Here is a 26,096-nt window from a genome sequence, read left to right as displayed (position 1 = left end):
CTCAGGGCCTCAGCTCAAATGTGGTCGTACCGATGGTGATCGGTGTGAACAGTGGCACCTGAACGGGCTTGGTGACCTTAATGCCGTCAAGCTTGGTGCCGTTTGTGGAGTCGAGATCGGTGAGGGTCCAGTGATCGCCCGTGCGAGCGAGTCGAGCGTGGTAGGTCGAGGTGTATTCGTCAACGATGACGAGGGTCGACTCGCTGCTGCGGCCGATGGTGAGGAAGTCGTCGTCGAGGGGGATCGCCGTGCCCGTTGCCACACCGGAGGTGATGACGAGCTGGCGAGCGATACCGCTGTTGCCAGCCGAGGGGAGAGCGCCGCCGCTCGGGGTGATGATTGGGGAGTGGCCTGCCGCGAGGGGGGTAGTTGGGCCAGTTTGTCGTGCGACGGGGGCAGTTGGTGCTGCTGGCGACGCTGCCTGTACGACGGGTGAGGCAGCCACGAACGGCTGCGGTGATCCTGACGCCTTCTTACCGTCTGACTTCATGCGCCGCACCGGTGCCCCGAAAAGATCGCTGCGGAGCGCGTACACGATTGCGAAGATGAAGAACCAGAGCAGCAGCAAAAAGCCGATGCGAAGGATTAGCAGGGTGAGTTCGCTCACAGTCCCCTCCAGAAGTCCTGGTCGATGCTGTCGGCCGCGGCTGAGGGCATTTCTTCGGGTTTGCTTGCCGGCTTGCTCGCTGCCCTACTGGGTGCCTTGCTTGCTGGTTTTGCCGACTGGTGAACCGTTGTGGGTGCACTGGCCTGCGGGCGAGCTTTGGCGGCGGCTTTGCGGCTGCGCCCGGGAGCCAACTGAAACACGAGAGAAGTCTGCCCGATTGTGATGACGATTCCGGGGGCGAGTGCGGCCTCACGGAAGCGCTGCCCATCGATTTTGGAACCGTTCGTTGAGCCGAGATCGCGAGCAATGCCCGCTGAGCCGTCCCAAATAAGTTCAAGATGCTTACGCGAGGCTGCGTTATCGGTGATCCGGATCCCGCAATCGCTGCCGCGACCGACCGTTGTTGTGCCGCGGGAAAGTTCGTGGCGCACACCGTCGACCTCGATGACCGCGACCCAGTCGACTGCACCCTCAACCTGGCTGGCCTCAACCACGAGTACTCCCGTGGTGACTGAGTCGTCTGAGCGGATCTCTACGTCGGGTTCGCCGAGCAGCTGGTAGTGCTGGGTGGAGGCGTGCTTGAGAACGACGCCTCTGAGCTCGCGCTCAAGGGTTTCGCCCATGCCCTGCAGCCGCGCGGCGTCTTTTGGTGAGACACGTGCGACAAAGCGATTGGGTGCGAGCACACGATCACGGTCGACGATGACCGCGCCGATGTCGAGCTCACGTTTGAGTGCCGAAGCGATTTCTACGGGTTGTACGCCCGAGCGGAAGGTGCGTGCGAAGGCGCCGTTGACGGCGCGCTCGAGTCCGCGTTCGACGTTGTCCAGGATGCCCACGTGGTGATCGCCCCCTCTTCTGGCCGGTCTCTTATTTGCTATTTCACTACCGACTCTATTGGTGTCGGCTGTTGACTCGGTGCTAGCTTGCCGCGCGGCGTGAGGCTTGTGGCCCTTTGGTCTGCGAACTTTCTGGCACCGCGCAACGATCTCGCTGCACGAGTGGCTTTAGTTTAGCCCGCTTTGGTGGGAGCGAGTTTATGCTGCTAAGCTAGTGGAGTTCTCTTGGCGACTTCGCTGAGCGAGTGACTCGCGCGAGTGGCGGAATGGCAGACGCGCTGGCTTCAGGTGCCAGTGCCCGCAAGGGCGTGGGGGTTCAAGTCCCCCTTCGCGCACGAGATAAGGAATGAGTTCGGATCAGGTGTTGATCCGGGCTCATTTTTGTTTTCTGAGAGTGCCGGTAACCCGGTAACTCGAAAGTGTTCGTGCAAGACAATCGCACCGCACCGCACCGCACTGCACTGCACTGCACTGCACTGCACCGCACCGCATAGCGCGGGCGGGGCTTTCGCCGTAGAGAACCTCACCAAGCTTCATGCGGCGTGCAACATGCGGGAATCAAACGGTGCTTCAATAATTGCACCGACGCGAAGAGTCGCCGGTCGGGATGGCTTATTGAGCCCTTACCGCGCGATGGTTGCTTGGGTGCTGAGGGAAAGCGTGCTGCCTACCACCGTGCCTGGATGAGAAAACTTGGACTGAGCGCAGGGAGCTCGTGAAATCGACCCGCCTGAGTGGACAAGGATAGGCTGCGTCTTATGGCGCGCAATAGACGACACTTGCGGACTCTTACAGTTCCAATTGCTTTTGGAGTTGTTGCGTGCGTTACCGCCTGTTTTGGTGGCGTAACGACGCAAGTTTCGAATTCCTCTTCCGCTGAAACTTCTAGCCCGTCAAGTTCGCCCGACTCTCCAACCACAAGTGTGACCCCCGTCGAAGATCAGTTTGAGATACCTGAGGACTGTGACGAGCTGATCCCGATAAGCGTGATCCAGTCGTTTGATCCTCGCCTCGAATTGCATACGCACAGCGAGGAAGCAGAAGCGCAATTTGCGGTACTGCTCGGTCCAAAAACGATGGCCGCGCTCACGAGTGGAAGAGAGTCAATCTATTGTGGGTGGGGAATTTCTCACACAGATGCATTCGGCTATGTTGGCGCAGCCGTCATCAGCGATTCAGTCAAGAAGGACTTGCTCCACTCGCTGCGTGATTCTGTTTATGTCGAGCGTGAGGCAACTACCAATGCGGAGGCGATTTTCGTGCGTTCTCAAAGTGTCGAGCACCAATATATGTCTGAAGTTGATTTCGATGGGAATCTTCTTGTTGCCTCCGCTTACTCAATCTCGGGTGATTTCGCGAAGGCCGCGCTGGAGAGCCTGCGGAAAAATTGAGATAAGTGAGCAGGAAGGAAGCGATCGGAGTTCTTGGTGTTAATTGCTTGGGTTGGTATAGGGGGTGGGGCGGTTATGTTGGCTTTATGCAAGCCGCTTGCCGACTTGTTCGAGCGCGGATACCGCGAGACCCTTGGGGATGAGCGCAGTGCAAGGTCAATGACGCCTCGTTACGTGGCAGCCATGGGTATCTTCTCGATCTTGTTTGGGTTGTTCCTTCTTGTGAAGGATTTCGTCTAAATGGAACTTGGACCGAGCCAATCTCGGAAGAACTTGCAAGTCGCTCCAATTTTAAAGCCCTTTTGGAAGATGCCCATGTATGTGGCGACCGGCGTGATTTTCCTTATTGTCTACCCACTACTGCTTGTGAACCTCATCAAGACTCTTCAACGCGGTGAGAACCCGGGGTGGGGTAGTTTTTTGGTCACGCTGGCCCCATATGCACTGCTGGCCTGGTTACCAATAAGGTCCTGGAGGATGGGCGCACGTTCAATGCGCGAAATGCGGAAGGAACATGGAGCCGGCCAGACAGTTGTAGTAAGGCATATTCGCTTTGGTCTTCGGGGCGCACATGATCTGGGGGTGCAGCTCGGGAAGCCAGCTTTTGTGTTTGGCGACCTTCGCGGCATACTTTTTGCTTCCTCGTTAGGTCTCGTATTCTGGAACTGCGAAATGGCGAAGACCGAGGGAGTCCTTCCGTGGGAAAGTATTCAAGCGATTGAGCCCACCCGTCTGGATACGTCCCTTTGGAAAAGTAACGGCATCCGGTTCACCTGTCGAGGCCGGGATGAGAAGAATACTTCGTTTGCAGTGGGCATTGAAATTCGCTCCGAAAAGTTCTCAGGGGCGCTCCCCATACGGAAGAAAAGCGCGGAGAGCTTCGCGGAGAGCTTGATCCGAACCAAGAATGAGTTTCAGAGATCTGGTGCAGGTGAGGAAGCTCCGTGAGTCGATCTGACGCAAAATGGTTGAGGATCCCTCGATTCTGTACTTACGCACCAGGTGGCATTTAGAGAACGAAAGTCTCTTTCGCCTACTCGGCGTGAAGGTGTTTCCTCGTCATTAAGGCTCGATAAATTCGAGCTCTAGACCGGTTACGCCGCATGCCACGCGCCCTTGATGCGGATCCGTTCACAGAAATTCAGAATCTGTTTCGAAAGCGAATCGATCTGCCTGACGGGGAGGATCCGGGGGTCATTTCCCATAGCCAACAAGGACCCTTCGAGTTGGGTTGGGCTTAGAGAAGGAATAACGCCGGAGGCGTAGCTGAGAAACGTTTCGAAATCATTGAAGCAGCCTTGATTCAGTGGGATGAGGAGAACTTCACTGGGTTGAAGGGCTAGAAGCTAGAAGGTCAAGATCGCTGGAATAATTGGGGCCTTAACATGGAATCTTGTTGTGGGACGGCGCGTGGATCACTTGCGGCATAAGGCCTCCGGGATTTCGCAAGACACCCCACGAGACTGAATGCAACCCCTGACCCGGATTTATCGGGTTGGGGATTGTTTTGTTTTTGCGTGACCCGAGTGAAGACGAAACCACAGAGGGCTCGAAATCTGCCATGTAACGTTTGCGAGCTGTGGAGCGAGTACTTAGTTGTGGAACCAAAATGCATAATTCCTGAAGATGTAGACGAACCATGTGAGCCTGACGCCGGCTTGCTGGATGTTCGTCGAATCGGTCAGGATCCAGCACAGCTGGAAATGTTCTACCGCTGTCATGTGGCCGCCGTGGAACGTTTTGTGGCGCGTCGCATTCAGGATCCACACGCTGTTGAAGACATCACGTCTGAGGTGTTTCTCGCGGCAGTTCGTTCGTGTCGGCGTTTCGATCCAAGCGGCCCAGCGCCGGTCGCCTGGCTGTTCGGAATCTCCTTTCGACTGACCGCCGACTATCAACGAAAGTCGGCACGACGTTGGCGAGCTCAATCGCGGCAGAAGGGGCAACGGGAACTTGCCGACGACGCGATTGAGCGTCTGGAGCAGCGAATCGATGCTGAACGTGCCGCGTTTGCGCTTCGAGACGAACTGGCAAAGATTCCCGCGCAGACCCGAAGTTTGCTGGAGCTCACAGCGCTTGACGGGTTGAGCATCACCGACGCCGCAGCCGCTTTAGGGATCGCTCCCGGCGCTGCGCGCGTCCGTCTGCACAGGGCGAAGACCCGCCTACGCAATGAACTCGCCGACAGCCCTCTTCGTGCTGTCGCAACTGAATTAGATGACGCTTCACGAAAGGAACTCCACGGTGAATAATCTCGATAGTGACCAGACAGCTTTTTTGGCTGAACTGCAGCAGTACGCTTCCCGGCGGCAGCAAAAGTTGCGCCGACTTCGTTTGGGCGGGATCGGCGTCGCCGCTGCCGCGGCTCTTATGGTCGTCGGGCTGATCGCGTATATTCCCGCTTTGTCTTCCCCTGCCTATGCCGTCACTGATGCTCCTCAGGGAGGCACCCGGATCACCCTCAACTCGCTCCACGATGCAGATGGGCTTGCTGCAGAGTTGGCCAAGCGCGGCATCACCGCAACGGTGACCTTCGGGGGTACAGACACAGGTATCCGCGGGGTCGAGGCCTACACCCCTGAAGAAGTCGCCGCCGGTAAGGCCGGGGATGTCCTTGCGCATGCACCGTCTGACGAACCAGACGTGTTGTCAGGCACCCCTTCTCCAAAGAGCTGCCCGGACTTGCATTCGAAGTCAATGATCGGTGTTGAAGTCATTGACGGGAAGACTGTCATTGATGTTCCTGATGGGGCGCTAACAGCTGGCGAGAAGCTGATGATTACTACGTCGGGAGACGATCGAAGCCAGGCTGCGCTAGATGTTTCCTGGACCACCCCGGAGGGCGTCTGCAGAGCGGGGTCGATATTTATTGATGCGGATCTTTCTGCCCAGTCCCGTGATTGAGCACAGCAACGTCGGCCACCCAGGCTGACACCCTCGCAGCCCCTGTTCTTAGGGCACAGGCGTTATTGCGCATGTCTACTTATGTCGCATCTGCGTGCCACTTACATCCCAGTCCCTGCGTACTGACGTTAGTTCGTAGTTGAGCCCCTGACTGGTCGATGTTGAGTAACTTTTTCTTACGCCCAACCTCATGAACTCGAGGTTCGGCGTCGCGGGGTGGGTTTTCCGCGGGAGTGCCTGACGGTTCTTCCACCCCGTCCTAGAGTTTCGAACCAGCTATCTGTGAGGCGCTCGCGACAAATCCCTAGTCAAAGGCTTCGAATCAGGTAGGTGTCATTCGAGAAATGGTGCGGCAGTTTCTGTCCACCGCAGAAGGCCACCCGGCCTTCGGGGCCCTAGCGCACCCCCCAAGTAATCCGCGCTGGGGCCCACCCTAAACTTTCTCTCAGCGCACCCTGGGAACGTTCAATAGGACGCCCGATATGATCAAAATGCGCCGCGCTGAGAACACAGTATTGCGTAGGAGCACGGGGAGTATAATCGCCCTAATCTGTGCAGTTTCGTGAGAAAGCGGGCACCAAATTTTTGTAGGACGTGAAGATAGCCTGGCCCGTGCAGAGAATCTTGTGCAGGCCGGTATCAGTGTGGATATCGTAGGCGGACACGGCAGCGGGCGCAGCACTTTTCTCAACGCGCTGCGACTGCGGCTCGAAGACAAAGACTGGACCGTTGTCACGATTCGGGGCGTCGCATCTCTTCGACAGCACCCCCTTGGCGCGCTTCACCTTGCCGGAATCGGTGGTGAGAATCGCAAGCTTGGCAACCTGCAGGAGACGGGAGCTGCGCTCCAGCAGATCCTGAAGGGCAAACGAGCAGTCCTCTTTCTTGACGATTGGGATGACCTCGATGAGTCGTCGTGGGGCGTCACAGAATCGACCCGTCGGGCGACCGGTGTGCCTGTTGTACTGACCCGTCTGCAGGGCCTGCGAGCGAGACACACTCCAAGCGGGCTGCGCGCCTCGACGATTGAGTCTTCACAGGTGATCGACATGACGCCGCTTCGTTTTGAAGACATGGAGCGGGCGCTGGTTGATCATCTCAACGCTCCCATTGAATCGAGCACTCTCAGTCACATCTATGGCAAGACGGGTGGCAACATCGGCCTTGCCGTGAATCTCGTCGACGCAACCATTCGAGACGGGCAGCTTGGCCCCCGTCGCGGAAAATTGGTGGCGTTAAAAGACCTGTGGAGCTCAAGCCTGCGTGGGGTGCTTGAGGGCTACCTGGAGGACCTGGACGACAACACGCGAGACGCGTTGGAGATCATCGCCATCACGGGATCAGCGACCCTCAGCACCGTGAGGAAACTCGTTGACTGGGAGACGCTCGAGCTGCTTGAGCAACGCGCACTCGTGACGTTCATTCAAAACGGTCAGTCCCATCTCGTTACGGTTATTCCCCCGATGCTTGTTGAGTTCTTCAGGCACGAACCGCTCAACGCTCGCAGAGTGCGCCTCACAGAACTCATTCGAGAGAGGCTGGGCAAAATCGCATCAGACGAGTCGATTGTTCTCGATCGTCCCTTCAGTCACGAGCCAGCGTCAGAGCGCGATGCCGTGTTTGTGGGTCTGCTTCACGAGCGTGAGCGAGCGTTGCGGATTGTCACCGCGACTGAGTGGGAATCCGCTCCCGTGCCTTCAAACGCCATTCGTTACATTGAGGCGCTGAGTCAGACAATGACCCCCGCAACAAAAGCCGTCGCCAATCGGGTTTTCGCGGAAACAGACAGAACTGCAGAGGGCGCATTTGAGCGGGCAATGTTCGCGTCGCTTCAGGCTCGGTGGCTTGCGTATGCCGACCAGGATCTCGAGGCAGCTCTTCAGTGCTCTGCGAAGTATCGCGAAGAGCTTGGTGTATTTGGCCGGATCCTCGATGCCGCAGAAATCGAAATTGAGTACAGTCTCGGGCGTTTGCCTGATGACTTTTCCGAGCGCCTCGAGGTGACCGAGGATCTCCCGGAGTCAGTAAAGATCAAACTGCTGCAGGTGCAGCTGTTCGTGCTTTGCGGGACCGCGCGCTTCGACGATGCACAACGGGTCTACGCCGAACTCGAGACTCTGACGACCCCTTCGAATCCGGCTCGAATGCTGAACGGCTTGTCGTTCCTCGGCAAGGGCGACTTCACTGCAGCTCTGGAACTGTTTACACATGGTCTAGACGAGGCAACCAGCTACCTCGAAGTTGAAGGTGTTCGGTTGTTCGGATCCGGCGTGATGATCACTCGGGTGTACACGGGTGACACCATCGGCCTAGACGGGCTTGTTGAGTCGGTGCTGGCCGCGGGGCATCCAACACCCTTCCCAGCAGGAAACCAGTTGGCTCTCCTCTCGGTCGGTGCGCTCTCTGCAATTCGCAGCGGTCACATCGCCACGGGTGAGCAACGTATTGCTGATATTGAACTGCTCACGTCGGCTGACGGCCCGCTACCCGGGCAATCTCGGTCGTGGGCGCACGCGCAACTGCTGGTGTTTAACGGCCAACCGGTTGAGGCAGCCGACCTTCTCTGGAGTGCTGCGGAGAACCTCTGGGAACGGCGGGCGCTATTTGCTGCGCTGTCGGGGTTCTTGACGGCTGTCGAGCTTGATCCGACGAACGAGCGAATTCGTGAGGCTCGGTCGTATCTCGCCCAGGTCGAGGGAACGCTTGTCTTCGATTCCCAGCTGCAGTACTACGAGGCATTTCTCGCCGTCGACCTCACCGGAATGCTTGAGGCCGCGGAGGTCTTTCTATCGTCGGGGCGCCTCGGTACCGCGATTCGGGCTTTCCAGCACGTCAGTAACGTGGCGAGGGAAGACGGCAATTCAGATGTCGCCAAGGCCGCCAGTGACAAGCTCATGGAACTGCGTGAGCTTTATGGGCACGAACGATTCGATGTAGCTCGTATTGCCGCTGGTGCGGTATCTCTCACAGAGCGTGAACGAGAAGTAGCCCGATTGGCCGCAGTGGGGCGTTCAAATCAGGAAATCGCGACTCGCCTTGTACTGAGCATTCGAACCGTCGAAACTCACATGCACCGCATTATGCAAAAGCTTGATGTCAACAGCCGACAGGAGATCCGAGCGAACCTCGTTGACGTTCTCTAGCGCCTTTTCCGGCTGAACGTACTTACTTGAGTTGTTGGACTACGTAGATAAGTACGTATCACCCCAATTCGTTTGCCGGGGCTGGAATCATTATTTGTGTTAGCCCCATTGCCAACTAGGCGATGTGAATCAGGTTTCGGGGGAAACCTATTCGTTGCCAGAAGCTGACCACCAGCCTCGGCACAGCACGCTAACACCGCTCTGACTCAATTTGAGGGAGTGATGAATTCTCGCCTGTATTGGCGTACCCAAAAGTAGCGAACCATAAGGAGGTTAGACCATGCCAGCCAAGGGCACGGCCATCGCTTGTGGCAACTGCTTCGCCTAAACAAGCACGATCTCTACAACCAACATCTTGGCGGGGCGCCTCGGACACCTCCTTCCCCGTCTCTTCAATGAAGCACGCCAAAAAGCCGCTTCACCATCACCACAAACAAAGGAAACCCACATGAACAAGCTGACCAAGAGCTCAATTGCTGCCGCTGCCGGAATCGCCCTTCTCATGGGTGGCGCTGGAACCCTCGCGTTCTGGAACGACACCATCGATGCGGGCACCACCGGAACGATCTCGGCTGGCACCCTGTCGCTGTCGAACGCAACCGCCGGCAGCTGGACAGATCAGAACGGCAAAGCCGTTGACGTTGCCGCCTTCCGCGCAGTTCCCGGTGACACCCTTACCTACAAGACCAAGGTCGATGTCGCCGCGATCGGTGACAACCTGACAGGTACGATCGGCATCGGCTCGGCCTCCATCGCCCCGGCGACCGCGGGCACCGCCGACACCCAACTCGCAGCCCTTCTCACTGACTCGGCTACGTTTACGGTCAACGGTGCAGCGGGAAGCACCTTCACCGCGACCGGAACCGCTCAGGCAATTGACGTCACCGTCACGGTCGAGTGGCCGTCGGGCACCCCCGCAGCTGACAACCTCGCGAAGCTCGGCAGCGTGTCACTCGCTGACTTCGCTATCACGGCTACCCAGGCCTAATCCTCACCGGGTCGGGGGCACGCGCCCCCGACCCGGAACCCGTGGTTCTGATTCTCCGAAGGGAAACATCGATGACAACGCTTGCGATTTCCGCAACCGCTAGCCCTGTAACGGAAGCCCCGACTGCCGGTGTGTTTCGCCGGTCGCTGAGGTTTGTGGGCAGCACGCTCGGCATGCTCGTGTTGGTGGGGCTTCTGCTGGTCGCGGGCGCCACCATCGCGGTTCCCGCGGTGATCGGGGCCACACCCCTCGCGGTTCTTACGTCTTCGATGGAACCGACCTACCCGCCCGGCACCCTCGTGGTTGTGCAACCCACCCCCGCGGAAGACATCCTTGTCGGTGATGTGGTCACCTTCCAGCTGCACTCGGGTAAACCCGCAGTCGTCACGCACCGCGTCATCGAGGTTGCGGTAAACGCCACAGGAGAGCACGTCTTCCGAACGCAGGGGGACAACAACCCCGAGCCTGATCCTCAACCCGTCCGTGAGGTCCAGCTCAAGGGAAAGCTGCTCTACGCGGTTCCCGGTCTGGGTTGGGTGCAGAACGCACTCAACGGAGAACTTCGCGCTCTCCTCGTTCCTGTAATTGCCGGCGGGCTGTTTCTCTACGCCGCGATCACACTCGCTAGGGCCGCTGTAGATCGCCGGCGTCGCAAACGCACGGAACTTGCAGCCGAAACGCAATCGCGAGAGGACGCCTAAGCACCATGAAGAAGCTCACCAAGAGTCTTATTGCTGCAGCTGCCGGCACGGCCCTCCTGCTCGGCGGCGGCGGCACACTTGCCGCCTGGAACAGTGGAGCCTTTGCTTCCGTTACAACAACTATTAGCGCAGGTGACCTCAGCCTCACCGCGCCCTCCGCGGGAACGTGGACGGATCAGACGGGCACCACCGTTACTCTCGACACCTTCCGCGTCGCACCAGGCGACACGCTCACCTACGAGACCACAATGGATCTCACTGCAAGGGGCGACAACCTGCAGGGAACGCTCGCCCTCGACCCCGCGTCAATCAGCCCGGCCAATCCCGCCAAGGCAGAGGATGTTGCGCTCGCCGCACGCCTGACGAAATCAGCAAGCGTCACAGTTGACGGGCGCACCAGCGCCGCATTCACCGCGAAACCGGGATCCCAGACCATCCGCGTCACAACGACAGTGACCTGGCCAGGCGGTAACGCACCAGCCACTGACAACACGTCAATGCGGGGAAGCGTCACTCTGAACAACATGAAGTTCACCGTTACCCAAACGCAGCCCTAATTCACTCCCGCCTGTCACCTTTCACGCGCTATTCTCTTGACATGAGAGCTACCAAACGCACCGTCGCTGTTCTGTCTGCTTTTGCTGCGGCACTGCTTTTCGCTGGCTGTGCAGCCGCTCCGAAAGCCGAGTCGCCGACCGCCTCTCCCTCGCCCACCGAGGGCTCGGGCGACCACGACATTGACGAGATGGCGGGTGCGCTGCTCGACAACGGTCGCATGTTCGTTGTGACCACTCAGGGATCGTCGACCTGTATTCCGCAGGTGAAATCCGCAACCGCCAAGGGACAAACGGTTGCAGTAACGCTGGTCGATCCTGCCAGCGATTCAGTCTGCACTATGGACTTGGTGCCGCGAGCCAGTGCGGGAGAGCTCCCCTCTGGCGTGGACCCCACAAAAGACGTCACGCTCCAGGTGACGTATGGCGACAGGGTCGGCACCATTGAGATCGACGGCACATCGATCACCGGTACCCCTGGAACTCCGACTGACAACAAGCCGTCTGCCAGCTGGATCGACGACGACACTCTCGTGTTGCTGACCTGGGGTTCGTCAGGCTGCCCGCCGGTCGTGGAATCGCTGTCAGGATCCGGGAACAGCGGCACGGTGACGTTTGTGACCGACAAGACCAAGGTCTGCACCGCAGACATGGCTCCGCGCGTGACGCTCATCACATTTGACAAGGGCTCAGTTGACGACGACGGTGCGTTCACCCTCAAGCTCGTCGGCGATAACCTCGACGGCACCGTGGAGGTTGCGGCCAGCTAGGGTAGGGCGGCCGGAAGACGAAACACCAACGGCCCCGCAGCACCGTCGAAACGGAGCTGCGGGGCCGTGAGTGTGTTGCGAAGCCGGTACTACTGCTTGTGAGTAACGGTTAGCCGGCGGAACAGCAGCAGGCCCCCGCCCAGCAGCAGGGCCGTTGCTGCGGCGATGCCGAGAGGCAGAAGATCTGCGCCGGTTGTCGCCAGTGCGGCCTCAGGCTGATTAGCGTTGTCTGATGTCGTTCCGTTGGTTGGATCCGTTGGCTGAGGGCCGTTAGAGGGGTCCACGGTCGGATCAGTCGGGTCGACGGGCGGAGGCGTTACCGACTCCGTCACCACGGTGCTCACGTCGTTACCCTTCAGGTAACCAAGATCGGTGCCCAGGTAGTAGGTGTTGTCGATCTTGTCACCATCGTGGGTGCCGGTGGTGTCCACTCCCACAGTGATCTTTGCGGACTCTCCGACCGCAAGTGCGTCGCAGTCCACGCGCAAGAGGTTCTCAGCTGCGTCAACCGACGGCACACACTTGCTGTTCGTCGATGTCGCGGTGTCGGCCTGCAGGGGTACTCGGGCATCAACGTTGTCGGCGATCCAGAAGGAGGCAGAGTCCTTTGTGGCATTGATGTCGAACGTGTACGAGAGGGAGTCACCCGGGTGGATTGCCGTCTTGTCGACAGACTTCACAGTGTTCACCGCGGCGGCGGCGATTGCGTAGGGGGTCTGCCAGGTGCCAATCTTGTTGGGTGCATCGGCGGTCTGCTGATCCCACGTCACTGCTGCGTTACCAACGAACTCGGGGTAGTCGCCGGTGGGCGTAGGGATCGTCTCGACGTTTTGGTAGTACACCAGGAAGAGCTTCTCGTCGCGAGGCAAGCTGTTGACGTGGTACTCGATGTGGGTTCGCTGTGTGGCCGGATCCTTCGAAATTCGCACCTCGTGGTCTCCCAGCGGATCGCCGTACGCACCGCCCACCTCAGTAAACTGCGCAGAAACGACGTTAACACCCGGAATATTGGGGAACCCGGGCTGGGTCAGGTCGAGCTTCTGTGCCGCGAAAATGAGACCGGAAGGGGTGTCGGCCATGCCGCCGGTTGGAGTTGCCGAGTTGTAGACGGTGTTCAGAGCGGGCAGGGTGGCGTCAAAGTTGACGCCCGTGGGGCCATCGTGATCACTCATCACTGCGCCGTTGATGCTGGTGCGGACGATGTTCAGCTCGGGGTTGGTGAGGTCAATCGTGCCGATACCCATCTTCTTGTTGAAGGAGGTGTCGAGCCGGGTCTCTGCCGAAGTGGCCGCGTCGTATTCGGCGCGGGTCGAGTCATACTTACCGTTGTCGACCGAGGTATTGATGACGGTGGGCGCTGTGCTCGGCTCCTTAACGTTGACCAGCTTGGTGTCGGTGAGCTCGCCGTCGTTCATGATCTTCACGGGCAGGTCGCTCAAGCGGCTATCGTGCCGGAATCGCGACGTTTCAAAGTAGAGCGTCGAGGGGTACTCGTGCGCTCCGGCTTCTGCAATGGTCTCGTAACTCACGTGGTAGACGCTTCCGTCCCACGTATCGCCATCGGTGTCGGTGTTGAAGGCGCGGCCCTCGAGGGTGATCTGCAGAGTGCCAGGCTTCATGTTTGCAGCCTCAAGCTTGATCGAAGCCTCGCTGTACACGAGCGGGGATGCGATATCGAATGAAACCACTGAGGATTTCTGATCGCTGGCACCGTACGTGTAGGTCAGTTCCATAGGCGCCGAGCTCGTCGTGATGAGCGTCGGGTTGAGAACAGCGTCACGCACGTACGTGTCGCTCTCGGGCAGGGGCGCGGCGGTTGCCGCGGTGGGGGCGAGTACAACCAGGGAGGCCGCCAAGAGGCTCACCCACCTGAGTTTCGCTGATTTGGTCGTCAATTTATCTTCCTTAATATCGCTATGCGCGATTCAGAGCAGTCGCCGGGGAGGACGACCGTTTGTTTCGGATTCTTGCAACCGCTAGGTGAGCGCGCCACGGCCGCTTCGACCCCTACGCCTAAATGCACAAACCCCACTTCTGTGAATCGATGCTGAATTCTTTCAGCCTCGCCGACACGTGCAGGCAACTCAAACCGGTGGCGAGTTCTGCACCTCGAGTGGCGCAAATTAGGAGTTTGAGGTGGGAGTCAGCTTTGAGTCTGGGTGGGCTCGACCCCAGGGATAGGTGCCTTTGATCTTTTGGACGCACCGCCTTCACCCGCCGTAACGATCAGGGTCAAGGGGGGTGTTGAAAGAGGCTGTTGCACACTAGTGTCGTGAGCAGTACGCCCAAATTCGTTTCGCGGTTTGGGCTCGCGATACAAGGGAGTTTGAATGAGTCTGCACGGGGGAGCGCGGAGAGTTCTGGCGGGAGCAGTCGCCGGCACGATGCTGCTGGCCACGTTTGTGTTGGGACCGCTTCCGGTGGGATCCATTGCGCCCGCAGACGCGGCGACGACCTGTGGCCCCCCGGACGTGGCCCTGGTAAACGCGGGCTTCGAACAACCCACAATTCCGGCAGGAAAGTATAGAACCCTAGCCGCATCCGCCGTTCCCGGTTGGGACACCACCGACTCCAAGGGAATGATCGAGATCTGGAGCAGCGGCTTCAACGGGGTTCCCGCGGCGGCAGGCACGCAGTTCGCTGAGCTCAATGCATTCTCGGCGAGTATGTTGTCGCAGGATGTGGCCACAACACCGGGGCAGGTGATTCACTGGTCCCTTATGCATCGCGCTCGTTCGGGAACCGATGTCATGGCGGTAGAGGCAGGAGTGCCGGGAACAACCCTGACCGAACTCAGTCGTTTCGGTGACAATGTGGCCGACGGTTGGGTCGAGCGCTCAGGATCGTATGTGGTGCCCGCGGGGCAGACCCAGACTCGGTTTGGGTTTGAGGCCATCTCCTCGGGTTCGGGTAACCCATCGCAGGGCAACTTTCTCGATGCGATTAGCTTCGGAACCGCACCGTGTGTTGTGGCGACCAAAACCTCCACGGTCGTTTCGGGTGCTCCTGTTGTGGTGGGCAGCACCATGGAATACACCGTGTTGATGAACAATCAGGGTGGCAGCTCAGCTCAAATAGCGGCCATGACCGACACGCTGCAGCCCGGGCTTGAATACCTGCCCGGGAGCATGTCCTCTGCCGGGCTGGACGGCTCTCACAAGTACAGCGATGCTTCAGGGGACGATCAAGCCGAGTACGATTCCGCCACCAACAAGATCACGTTCCGGCTAGGGCTCGGGGCGAACGCAACAAAGGGTGGATCACTTCCGCCGGGTGAAACCGTGCGATTTACATTTCGGGCGACCGTAACTGCGGCAGCGGCGAGTACAAACGTGACGAACAGCGCCACCGTGAGCTATCAAGATCCGATTGACGGCCTGACCAAACAATCGGTGACCGACCCTGTGCGAGATGAGGTGGCTGCCGCGGCGGATCTCGAGGTCTTGAAGTCGTCGCCGGCCAGAGCGGTCGCGGGGCAGCCAATTACGTGGGCGGTGAGCGTAACAAATAAGGGCCCTGACCTTGCTGAAGACGTCACTTTGAGTGAGCTCAGCCACGATGGGCCGGTTCTGGATGTGAAGGAGAACGGGGTCGATCTGGACTGCCCACTTCAACTGGACGTCAACGTGTGTTCGCTCGGTTCAGTACTGCCCGGTGAATCCCGCACGCTCATGGTGACGACTCAGCTTGATAGCGACACCACTGCCGAGGCCGCGTCAAATACCGCGGTTGTGACGTCCTCGACACACGAGATCGATCCGAGCGATAACACCTCAACAGCTACGGTCCCCATCACCACAAGTGCGGATGTCGCCGTCACCAAGACATTTACGCCCGCGAACCCTCTGCCCGGTGACGAGATCACCTACGACCTGGTTGTGAGCAACGCCGGCCCCTCTACGGCGCGTCAGGTGACGTTGCTCGACGGGATTGATCCCGGAACCACCGTGCTTGAGGCGACCATTGAGGGTGGTGACTGCGCGATTCGCGCGACGAGTGTTCTTTGCTCACTCGAGTCGCTCGCGGCGGGGGATGCGCGCAACGCGAGCATCCGTGTGGTCGCAGACCCCGTGCTCGCCGAGCCGCTCGTGCAAAATAGTGCGACCGTGGCAGCCGCGACGCCAGATCCTAACCCTGAAAACAACACCGCGTCGGTTTCGTTTAACGTGCCGAACACGGCTGACCTTCAATTGAGCAAGACCGCAGCCGATGCAACGCTCACCCCGGGTGCCGAGACGGAATACACGCTGACGCTGAGCAACATCGGACCTGCGCCAGCGGTGAACGCAACGGTCGAAGAGGTCCCTGATCCCGATCTGACGATTCTCAGCATGACGGGGAGCGACGGCGCGGTGTGCGACACATCGTCCTGCTACTGGTCGAGTATTGCTCCGGGGGAGAACAGAACCGTCACTGTTGCTGCGCGGCTTTCAAGCGACACTGCGCTTTCCGAAATCGGAAACACGGCGAGTGTGAGTTCGCCGGTGCCCGATCCAACGCCGGGGAACAACGTCGCCACAGTCGTCCTGCCCATCGAACGGAGCAGCGACCTGGTGGTGTCGAAGCAAATACTGGCCTCTCCAGTGCACCCGGGTGACACCGTTACCTCCAGAATCACCGTGACCAATAACGGACCCGATGTCGCTATCGCTCCGACCGTGCGAGAGGCCAACCTCTGGCTGCGGTCGCCGACAGTCAACACCGAGGCTGGGCGGTGTGTAAGCGCGGGACCACTTGCGGCCTGCCGGATTCCGACACTCGCTGTTGGTGCCAGCTGGGTTATCGACGTCGAGAGCACACTCGCCCCCGATTATGCGGAGGAGTCCGTTTCCAACACGGTGGCCGTTGACACGCGAGACGATCCGAACCCTGACAACAATGTGGCCACGGCTTCCGCGGCGGTTGATTCGATAGCCGACCTCAGCATCGTGAAGTCGTCCGAGCTGGCTGAGGCCCAGGTCGGTGCCCACAACGATTACACGATCACTGTGCGCAACAACGGACCCGATGCCGCTCTGTCTGTGGCGGTTATGGATCTCGCAGGTGATGGGGTGGCGGTGCGCACGGGGCGCTCCGCGGTCGGTAACTATGCGACGACCTCACTCACCTGGTTTGTGGGCACCCTGCCAGCTGGCGCGAGCAAAACGCTGGTGCTTGGCTCAACGCTGGAGATGCCGGGCACGCTGTCGAATACGGCGATGGTGACTTCGGCAAGCGCGGATCCAAACCTGGCTGACAACAGGTCCACGGCCTCGACCGTGGTCAGCGGTCCGCCGGTTCCACCGCCGGTTCCGCCAACACCGCCCTACACGCCGCCGCTGGTCAACACGGGGAGCGGGGGGAATGCCGCACCGCTCGTGGCGTTTGTCGCTCTTGCCGTCGGGTTGGGGCTGCTGAGTCGTAGGCGCAGGTTGGGAAGAGCAGAACCGACACCCAACTTTGCGGGGTGCACAAGTAGGATCCGGGCCGGACTGCAGAGGCGCGATCAACGCATAGTCAGCGCCCCAACGTAATATTGCTAGGCCCTGTCGGGAGGGAGCCCGTGAGTGTTATGCTGACGAAAATTGTCGGCTGCACTTGGGGGGTGCCCGTGTACAAAGGTGTGACTTTTTCCAGGCCAAGAGCAATTTCGTGGCGATACCCAACCGCCATAGCCTTGGTCGCGGGAGCGTTAGTGGTTGCCCCTGCTCTCCCAGCCGTGGCAGCGCCGCTCCCCTCGGTGACGATCTCACCCGCGGCATTGACCGGGCTCGTTGGCGAACCGGTGACCGCGACACTGACCTTTGACAATGTTTCCCCCACCCTCGCCGATATCGGGTACTCCCCGTACGTCGACCTGGTGCTTCCGAGTGCGGGTGCCGATGGAGATGACGGCGTCGTGTTTGGTTCCGCGTCTTATCAGGGGTCTCCCGTCAGCGTCACCACGATTGATTGCCCAGACGGGGGCGGCACTGTCGTTCACCCCCTCACGGACGCTGACGTCGCGTGCGCCGATGGCACTCAACTCGCGGTGCTGCAGATTCCTTTTGGCAGTTTCGCGCCTGATCAGCCCGCAGCGGGAGTTGTTGTCAGCCTCAACACGTCACCGCTCGCCGATATTGGCGTACCGTTGGACATCACGGCGACACCCGGCTTTGCCTTCGGCGACTCAGCGACGGGCACGACCCCCATCGTCGGCGAAGCCACGTCGACAACCTACACGCCGCTTCCCGTCGAATTTCACAAGCAGTACACCGGGCCGGAAAACGAGACGGCCACCGGCCCAAACTACACACGCACGTACCGGCTAGTCGTGAATGTGCCCGATGGTCAGACGGCGCAAGATGTGATCGTAAGTGACTTGCTGCCGCCGACACTCGCGTTTGCCGGTATCAGCTCGATAACACCAGCGACGGGGGTCGTTCAGGCCGAACCCGACGTTGGAGTGCCCTCGAACGCCCCCGACAACACTGTCAGGGTGCGCTTTCCCTCGGTGACCGGAACGTCAAGCGAGGAAGACGCGGTCGTTGAGATTCAGGTCTTTGTGCCTGAGCTGGATGCCGACGGCAACCCGGTGATAGATCCGGGAACGGGAGCTCCCGTTTCGATTCGCGACGACGGCGCTGTGGCAGGGGTCATTCGACCGGCCGATCCGCGTGATCCGATTCAACCGTTTCAGGTAGACCCCGAGGACACCTCAATCGACGATCACGTACTCACCGCGCGAGCCGCAGCCGTGCAGAAAACAGCCAAGCCGCTCGCCGCTGATGGAGATATCAATCCCGGTGATGCTGTTCAGTACAAACTCCGAACTCAGATTTCGGACTTCGCGACGTTTGACACGTTCGTTCTTGACGATCTTCTTGGCGACGGCCTCGAGTTTCAGCCGAATTCTGCAACCTTCACGGTCGTCGAACACGGCGTGACAACAACGGGTGCCCTGACAGCAATCGACGTTGATACCTCCGACCACACCTGCGGTGGTGGCACAACCTCGCTCGCAATGGATATTCGGCAGGCGCTTCTCGATGCGGGTGCCGCCGATGGGACACTTGAGGGCGGTCGAGTTGGCGGCAGTTTTGCGGCCACAACGATCACCGTTACCTACAACGCCACGATCCTCGACGCTTTTCGCTGTAAGCCAGACAGACCTCAACTGGTTCCCGGAGACGTGGTAACGAACCACGTGAGCGCAAACGGGCAGCTGCCCAGTGGCGGTTCTCCAAGCGATGATTCGTCAGCCGATTTGACGGTTCAGGTTCCCACAATCTCCAAGACTGTGTATGCGCGAAACGGTGAGGTTATTCCAGAGGGGGCCCCGACCCCCGTTTTCTCCGCCGGCGACAAGATTACGTTCAGGTTCACGTTCCCTCTCGGATCCTCCGATATGCAGTCGCTGTCATTCACCGACTTCCTGCCCCTCCCGGTGCTTCCGATCCAGGGGACTCCTACCTACATACCGACGAGGTGCGGAATTCCAGCGACGGGTTCAATCTGTCTTGGGCCAGGTAACTCTCTTCCGGTCCCGTTGAATCCAACGTTTACCGCCGATTTTTCGAGCAACAGTATCTCCGCCGACTACGGCACATTCCACGTGCCCGATAACCCGAACAACCTCGTTGACGTTGTGTTCACGGCTACGATCGCAGACGAACCGTTCAGAGCTGAGTTGAACCTCGTGAATCAGCTCGAGGCGCGGTGGACAGACACCGATTTGCAGGAGCACGTGTCGACAGCGGTGGCTCCATTCACCGTCACGGCTCCGGCGCTGCGCGTGACCAAGGGCATCGTGGGAACGAGCAATCCGGCGGCCGTTTTTGAGGGCGGTCCGCGCCAACCCGGCGGCGGGATCACCCTCGGTGGCCCTGGAACGACTTGCGCGGCGAGCATTGCGGGCGGAACCCTCACCACCGCGAACCTGAACGGTGCCCCCGATGCCGACGTGAGCGGAGTTGACTCCTCAGACCTCGTCCGGTTCGCCGTTGTGGTGGAGAACACTGGAAAAGGGGTGAACGGTGCGTTTGATGTAACGCTTGAAGACAAACTCCCCGCGGGCTTCCGCATACCGGATACCGGCCTGAACATGTGCGTCACGGATGGTACGGGGGCGCCGTTCAGCGTGGCGTCTGCCGACGGCATGTTTAGCGCTGCGCCCGGCACAGATGGGCCCCTGTCGGGCAGCCTCGAGCTTGCGGATCCCGGCCCGACGCAATCACCCGGGGGTGCGCTCGACCCGCCCGCGAGTGATTTGTCGAGCGGGCGCAACCTTGTGGTTCTGAGTTATGAGTTGGAGACCACCGAAGATCTACCGGATCTTGGTGAGGCCGTCAACACCGCGACCATCACCAACTATTCGGCTGAGGATGGCGGGCAGAATTTCACGCCGGTCACCCCCGCTGCCTCGTTGACGAATGACGCCAAAGTCACCGCGCGGCTGCCGCAGGTCGACAAGGCTGTGGTGTCAACCGATCAGCCGTTCACCTCGGGCAGCAACGTTGTCGTTGGCGAATCAGTGAACTATGACGTGACGGTCACTGTGCCGGAGGGAACACTCGCTGATGTCTCGGTGACGGACACACTCCCAGCGGGCCTCGCCATGGTGAGCTTGGACAGCATTGAGGTGCCCAGTGATGCCGTGACGACCGACACTCCGGGTGGCTTTAACGCCCTTCTTGCTGCGGCCCGTGGTTCGCTGGCCTCGCCGGGTCACGAGCTGAACGTTGACCTCGGAACACTGACGAATACAGACACGGACGATACCGTTGCCGAGACCATCGTGCTTCACTACACCGCTATCGTTCTCGACGTTGCCGAGAATCAAGCAGGATCCGTCGCGCGCAATAGTGTTGTGCTTGACTACGCGGGGCACAAGCTCCCCGCAAAAACCGCGGCCGTTACGGTGGCGGAGCCGGCGATCCAGGTGGCGAAGTCGCCTTCTCCGGCCATCGCTGACGGGGGTGACACGATCACCTACACGGTTACGGTGACGAATACCGCTCCAAGCACGGTGGATGCGTTCAACGTCAACCTGAATGACGTGATCCCCGACACGATCGACTATGTGCCGGGGTCCCTTGAGCTGGTGTCTGGGCCCGATCCCACCTCGATATCTGACGCGAATGCTCCGGCGCTGTCGGTCTCGTGGGATGAGCTGGCACTGGGTGAGAGCGCGACCCTCAAGTATCAGGCCACGATCCCAGCAGACGTGGAGGCGCCGCAGCTTGTCACCAATACCGCCAAAGCAGATTGGACGAGTCTGCCAAGCGGTACGACACCGGATTCACCATTTAATGCGGATGGCCGGGAGCGGACCGGGGCTGGTGGCGTCGATGATTACACCGTCAGCGCCGACGGGAAGTTGCAGGTGGGCACAGGTGCCATCGACAAGGCGTTGAACTCTACCTCTGAGCCGAGCACGACGGGCCAGACTCTCACCATTGGCGAGGTGGCGACGTACGACGTGCGAGTGCGTTTGAGCGAGGGACAGCGCAACGACCTTGTGATTACCGACCAGATACCGAGTGGAATGGCCTATGTTGCTGATTCTGCGCAGGTGCTGACGGCCGCGGGTTCGGGCACAGCTCCGTATGCGCTTGCCAGTGACTTCAGCGGTGTGCTGCCGACCCCCACGATTACGGGAGGTGGGTCTGACGGCGAAGACCTCGTCGTGAGCTTCCCGGGGGAAACGAGCGTTACCGCCGACAACAACGCAACAAACAACGCCTTCGTGATTCGGCTCAAGGCCGTGGCGCTTGATGTTCCCGCAAATGTTGGTGTTGCGCCGACACCATCGTCACTAACGAACGTGGCGACGGTGACTGCTGAGGGCCAGGGAACGGCCACCTCAAAGCCCGTGGTGAGTCCGATTGTTGAACCGCGCTTGGCCATTGTGAAGACCCTTAACCCGGTTCAGGGGCAACAGGGCGACCGGGTGAGCTCCACGATCGCGGTGACAAACACCGGCACGTCAACCGCGTTTGATGTACTCGTGGAAGACCTACTGCCGCCGGAATACGTAGCTGGCAGTGTGACCGCGGATTCGACACCTGCCGGGTTCGTGTTTGCCCAGAGTGGCAGCGATCTGAGCTGGCAGGGCGGCGATATCGCCGCGGGACAAACGGTCCAGTTTGTGATTTCCGCTGATCTGCAGGACGACCTCGTGGCGGGCACCCTCGTGACGAACACGGCAACGGCATCGCAGGCCAGCACGTTGCCGGCGACGGCGGACGGCGAACGCATTGAACCCTCGGTGACGACCTCTGCCACCCTCAACGTTGTTGACGCGGATCTCTCCATTTCAAAGGACGATCAAGACGTGCTTGTTGCGCCGGGAGATCAGCAGACCTACCAGATTGCGGTGCGAAACGGCGGGGGAGCCCCGGCGACGGGTGCGGTCATCACGGATGTACTCGCGCCCTCAACGACGTTCGTGTCAGTGGGAGGCCCGGGGTGCTCACTCGTGAGCCAGACGGGGGCGAACGTGGTGATCGCGATCGATGGTGAGATCGCGTCCGGCGCAACGGTGACGTGCACTCTGACCGTCACGATCGACAATCCATTGCCCGCTGGGGTCAGAGTGTTCACGAACTCGGCCGCGGTTGCCTACGACGGCGATGACGACGACCTGACGCCGGAGAACAACCGGGCTGAAGACACCGACAGCCTTGATCCTGCGGTCGGGCCAGCCATTGCGGTCACGAAGGACGATGGCATCGATGTGGTGAAGGCCGGCCAGGCTGTTACCTACGACGTTGTGGCGACCAACTCGGGGCCGATCGGCGCGAGCGGTGTCGTCGTTGAAGACACCCTGCCGCCAGATACTGCTTTTGTTGCCTGTCGTGCGGTGCCCAACGTCGATTGCAGCTTTGATCCGCAAACCGGCAAGGTGAGCGCGGTGTTCCCTGTGCTGGAGGGTGCCGGTGGTACGGGGACGCTTGAGATTGATCTTGTCGTCAACAAGCCAATCGATGCGGGCCTGGATGAAATCGTCAACACCGTGACCGTGAGCGACGACGGTGCGAATGGGCCAGATGACCCCGCCGACAACACGGCTACCGATACGGATCAGCTGAATGCAAGCCCCGACCTCGCAATCAGTAAGACCGTAAACGCGAGTGATGTCTCTCCCGGGCAAACCTTCGGGTATCGCCTGCGGGTTGCAAACATCGGAGACCAAAACGCTACCGGTGTCTCAGTTGCAGACACCGTGCCCGCGGGCCTGACTATTGACTGTGCTTCAGTGCAACCCGCGGCAAGCTCGTGTGATCCCGCCACTGGTGAGCTTCTCTGGGAGTCTCCCGCGATCCCCGACCCGTTGAACCGAGGAGACTTTCTTACGTTCGCCTACGAGGTGAAAGTGGATAACCCAACCGTTGCTGGCAGGCATGCGTTCGACAACACGGCCACGGTTGCCGATGATGGCGCCAACGGTGCGGATCCGACCCCTCAGAACAATTCATCGTCGGCTCACGTTGACCTTTTGGTTGGTCCGGGTGGCGCACAGCCCGACCTCTCGATCGTCAAGGACGACTCGGAGACCGACGTCTCGCCGGGGCAGCAACTTGACTACACGCTTACGGTGACCAACTCCGGAAATATCGGGGCGAGTGGCGTGGTGGTCTCTGACACCCTGCCAGAGGGGATGACGTTTGTCAGCTGTGACTCAGAACCCGCCGTAGCGTGCAGCGAGACTAACGGAGTGGTCACCGCGACGTTCCCGGAGCTCGCTGGTGGTGGGGGCGTCGCAACGGTCACGATTACCGTGACCGTTGACGCTGAGCAGGCCGCCGGCGTCGAAACGCTCACAAACGTTGCCAGTGTTGCCGATGACGGTGCGAACGGCCCTGATCCGACCCCGGGCAACAACACTGACGATGACGTGGACAATTTGATCGCTGCGCCTGATCTGTCCGTGGTCAAAGATGATGGCAACCAGGAGCGCCGCCCCGGTGACCAGTATGTGTACACTCTCACCGTAAAGAATGGCGGATCGCAGGGCGCAACCGGAGTGGTTGTCGCTGACCGTCTGCCCAAGGGACTCGAACTCGTTGATTGTTCACCGCAGTGCGCGACTGTCGGAAATCTGCTGACGTGGAAGGTCCCATCGCTCGATGCCGGGCAACAGCTTGGGCTGTTGGTTACGGTTCGGGTTGCGGCAGCGATTCCTGCCGGGGTTGAGTTTGTGCACAACACCGTGGGCGTCACTGACGACCACACGAACGGGAGCGATCCGACACCGGCCAATAACGTGGATAGCGACACCGACACCGTTGTTGCAGCCCCTGAGCTGCAGATAACAAAGACGGATGGCAAGCTGGCCGCTGTTCCCGGCGCGCGCAACACCTACGAGATCACCGTCACCAACATTGGTGATCAGGACGCGAGCGGTGTCTCTGTTGTTGATCAGCTGCCGGACACCCTGACATTCGTTGGGTGTTCAGAGGCGTGCGATAGCACCGCGTTGCCCGCGGTCAGTTGGGGCCTAGACGAATTGGCAGCGGGGGCGACACACACCTTCACCCTGGAAGCAGACGTTGTTGATCCACTTCCCGCCGGTGTTTCTCTCATTACCAATCCCGTGGTCGTTTCGCATGACAGCGCACGTGAGGGTGTTGATGACCCCGCAGACGACATCGACACCGATACAGATATTGTGAACGCGGCCCCTGGAGTGCACCTGACCAAGGACGACGGGCGCGCCCGTGTTGAGGGCGGTGACACCGTCACGTACGACCTGACAGCGGTCAATACCGGAGACCAGGACACGACCGAGGTTACGATCGTGGACACACTCCCCGCTGGTATGAATTTTGTGAGCTGCAGCACCGAGCCCGCGGTTTCTTGTGATGAGGCGGACGGAGTGGTGACGGCCGTGTTCCCCACCCTGAGGGGCAGGGGGCTAGAGCAGGCGCGGATGCAAATCACCGTGAATGTCGCGAACCCGGTGGCGCAGGGAGTAACGGAGTTCAAAAACGTAGCGACGGTTGACGACGCCGATGCGGGCACGGAGCCTAACGACACCGCCACCGATACCGACACCTACGGGGCAGACATCGCCGTGACGAAGGACGATGGTCTTTCCGAAGTGACACCCGGTCAGAAGGTTGACTACGTCGTCAAGGTGAGTAACCGAGGTCCCAGCGTTGTCGATCAAGTCGTTTTGGCCGACGAGGTCCCGGGAGAGCTCACCGATGTGAGCTTTGAACCGTCCTCTGGAACCTACAACCCGAAGACTGGCGTGTGGGACGGCATCAAGCTGGAGGTCGGCGATTCGATCGACATGCATGTGAAAGCGACCGTTGATCCTGCAGCCAGGGGGACACTCGCCAACACCGTGACGGTTGCTCTTCCAGACGGCTTCACAGACCCGTCGCCCGAAAACAACAGGGCAACAGATACTGACAAGTTGGCGCCGAAATCGGCCGTGACAATTGAGAAGTCCGGGCCGGCATTGGCCGCCCCCGATAGCCAGGTGGTCTACGACATCCGTGTTGCGAACGAGGGTCCGTCAGACGCAACGGGAGTTCGAGTAGAAGACACTGTGCCACCAGGGCTGGAGTGGGTCTCGAGCGCGGGCGACGGCTGGACCTGTACCAATGGAGACAACGTGATCTGCGAGTTCGGACCCTCCCTCGCACCCGACGACGCGACCACGCTATCCCTCACGTTTAAGGTTGAGGCGACGAGCGGAACCATCGTGAACGTTGCTGACGTGAGCACGGCCGAGGGCAGCTACGGCCGTGATGATGCCGTGACGAGTGTTGTGCCGCTTGCGATTACCGGTGCGACTGGATCGAAGCTGCTTCTGTTTGCGATCCTGTTGCTGTTGGGAGGCCTGGCGTTTACCCGATACTCGCGGAATCAGTACTCGAGGGGTGTGAGGCCTGCCCGGTAGGGCCGTGAACCGGCTTCGGTGCCACGGTGCCACCGCGAGCTCCGGGGTTGCGGATCCGACTCTCAAAATACGCAGCCAGGTGGCAATGCGCGCCGCCGACATGGCGCGTTTGCGTTGCGCGACATATGCTTCGTAGCAAGTCCAACCGTCCAGAAGAGGGACCCCAACAGCATCCTGATGCACGCTTGCGGGCCACCTTTCTGGGAGGATGGCCGTTGCCTAAGCATTGGTAGCGCGTTCTGCGTATGGAATAGCCCGTTCTCCCCCCCCCAATACAGACGGTCTAAAACCGCGCAGGGCAGGAGAGGGGCTGCCGGGAACCATTT

Annotated in this window: 14 protein-coding genes and 1 tRNA gene; 12 read left to right on the top strand and 3 right to left on the bottom strand. The window is 59.9% G+C overall.

Annotated elements, in window-relative coordinates; genetic code table 11:
* Position 1: 1 nt before the first annotated feature.
* Complete coding sequence (locus G7068_RS09175) at positions 2–607, bottom strand: FHA domain-containing protein FhaB/FipA (protein ID WP_166291366.1); 606 nt, start codon at positions 605–607, stop codon at positions 2–4.
* Positions 604–1,446 (bottom strand): FhaA domain-containing protein, encoded by an 843-nt coding sequence (locus G7068_RS09170; RefSeq protein WP_166291363.1) that lies wholly within the window; start codon positions 1,444–1,446, stop codon positions 604–606. The genes G7068_RS09175 and G7068_RS09170 overlap by 4 nt, the downstream gene beginning before the upstream one ends.
* 252 nt (positions 1,447–1,698) lie before the next feature.
* Here G7068_RS09170 and G7068_RS09165 point away from each other — a divergent pair.
* From G7068_RS09165 to G7068_RS09120, 10 genes are all read left to right on the top strand, one after another.
* Positions 1,699–1,781: transfer RNA gene (locus tag G7068_RS09165), tRNA-Leu, on the top strand.
* A 588-nt stretch (positions 1,782–2,369) separates the two neighbouring features.
* Positions 2,370–2,837: a hypothetical protein gene (locus G7068_RS09160; protein WP_166291361.1), complete on the top strand. Its 468-nt coding sequence runs from the start codon at positions 2,370–2,372 to the stop codon at positions 2,835–2,837.
* Between the two features lie 240 nt (positions 2,838–3,077).
* Positions 3,078–3,785, top strand: coding sequence for a hypothetical protein (locus tag G7068_RS09155; protein WP_166291359.1), 708 nt, complete (start codon positions 3,078–3,080; stop codon positions 3,783–3,785).
* 755 nt (positions 3,786–4,540) lie between these two features.
* Positions 4,541–5,089, top strand: a complete 549-nt coding sequence (locus G7068_RS09150) for an RNA polymerase sigma factor (RefSeq protein WP_166293091.1) — start codon at positions 4,541–4,543, stop codon at positions 5,087–5,089.
* The gene (locus tag G7068_RS09145) at positions 5,082–5,741 is read left to right on the top strand and encodes a hypothetical protein (RefSeq protein WP_166291357.1); all 660 of its coding nucleotides are present in this window, start codon (positions 5,082–5,084) and stop codon (positions 5,739–5,741) included. The genes G7068_RS09150 and G7068_RS09145 overlap by 8 nt, the downstream gene beginning before the upstream one ends.
* Positions 5,742–6,385: 644 nt before the next feature.
* Positions 6,386–8,884: a helix-turn-helix transcriptional regulator gene (locus G7068_RS09140; protein WP_166291355.1), complete on the top strand. Its 2,499-nt coding sequence runs from the start codon at positions 6,386–6,388 to the stop codon at positions 8,882–8,884.
* Between the two features lie 448 nt (positions 8,885–9,332).
* Positions 9,333–9,872 (top strand): alternate-type signal peptide domain-containing protein, encoded by a 540-nt coding sequence (locus G7068_RS09135; protein WP_166291353.1) that lies wholly within the window; start codon positions 9,333–9,335, stop codon positions 9,870–9,872.
* 71 nt (positions 9,873–9,943) lie between these two features.
* Positions 9,944–10,573 (top strand): signal peptidase I, encoded by a 630-nt coding sequence (locus G7068_RS09130; protein ID WP_166291351.1) that lies wholly within the window; start codon positions 9,944–9,946, stop codon positions 10,571–10,573.
* Positions 10,574–10,578: 5 nt separating this feature from the next.
* Positions 10,579–11,130, top strand: a complete 552-nt coding sequence (locus G7068_RS09125; protein WP_166291349.1) for an alternate-type signal peptide domain-containing protein — start codon at positions 10,579–10,581, stop codon at positions 11,128–11,130.
* A 41-nt stretch (positions 11,131–11,171) separates the two neighbouring features.
* The gene (locus tag G7068_RS09120; RefSeq protein WP_166291347.1) at positions 11,172–11,897 is read left to right on the top strand and encodes a hypothetical protein; all 726 of its coding nucleotides are present in this window, start codon (positions 11,172–11,174) and stop codon (positions 11,895–11,897) included.
* 89 nt (positions 11,898–11,986) lie between these two features.
* Here the strand turns inward: G7068_RS09120 and G7068_RS09115 are convergent, their stop codons facing one another.
* Positions 11,987–13,762 carry a hypothetical protein gene (locus G7068_RS09115; protein WP_166291344.1) on the bottom strand — a complete coding sequence of 592 codons (1,776 nt, stop codon included), beginning with the start codon at positions 13,760–13,762 and terminating at the stop codon, positions 11,987–11,989.
* 465 nt (positions 13,763–14,227) lie between these two features.
* On the opposite strand from G7068_RS09115, the gene G7068_RS09110 reads away from it, so the two are divergent.
* Both G7068_RS09110 and G7068_RS09105 read left to right on the top strand, forming a co-directional pair.
* On the top strand, positions 14,228–17,410 hold the full coding sequence (locus tag G7068_RS09110) for a COG1361 S-layer family protein (protein ID WP_166291342.1): 3,183 nt from the start codon (positions 14,228–14,230) through the stop codon (positions 17,408–17,410).
* A gap of 185 nt (positions 17,411–17,595) precedes the next feature.
* Positions 17,596–25,770, top strand: a complete 8,175-nt coding sequence (locus G7068_RS09105; RefSeq protein WP_166291339.1) for an isopeptide-forming domain-containing fimbrial protein — start codon at positions 17,596–17,598, stop codon at positions 25,768–25,770.
* Positions 25,771–26,096: the final 326 nt, after the last annotated feature.

It is taken from the genome of Leucobacter viscericola (assembly GCF_011299575.1).
Classification (GTDB): Bacteria; Actinomycetota; Actinomycetes; order Actinomycetales; family Microbacteriaceae; genus Leucobacter; species Leucobacter viscericola.
Note: the sequence above shows the minus strand (reverse complement) of the source record. Positions and strands in the feature narration are given on the sequence as shown.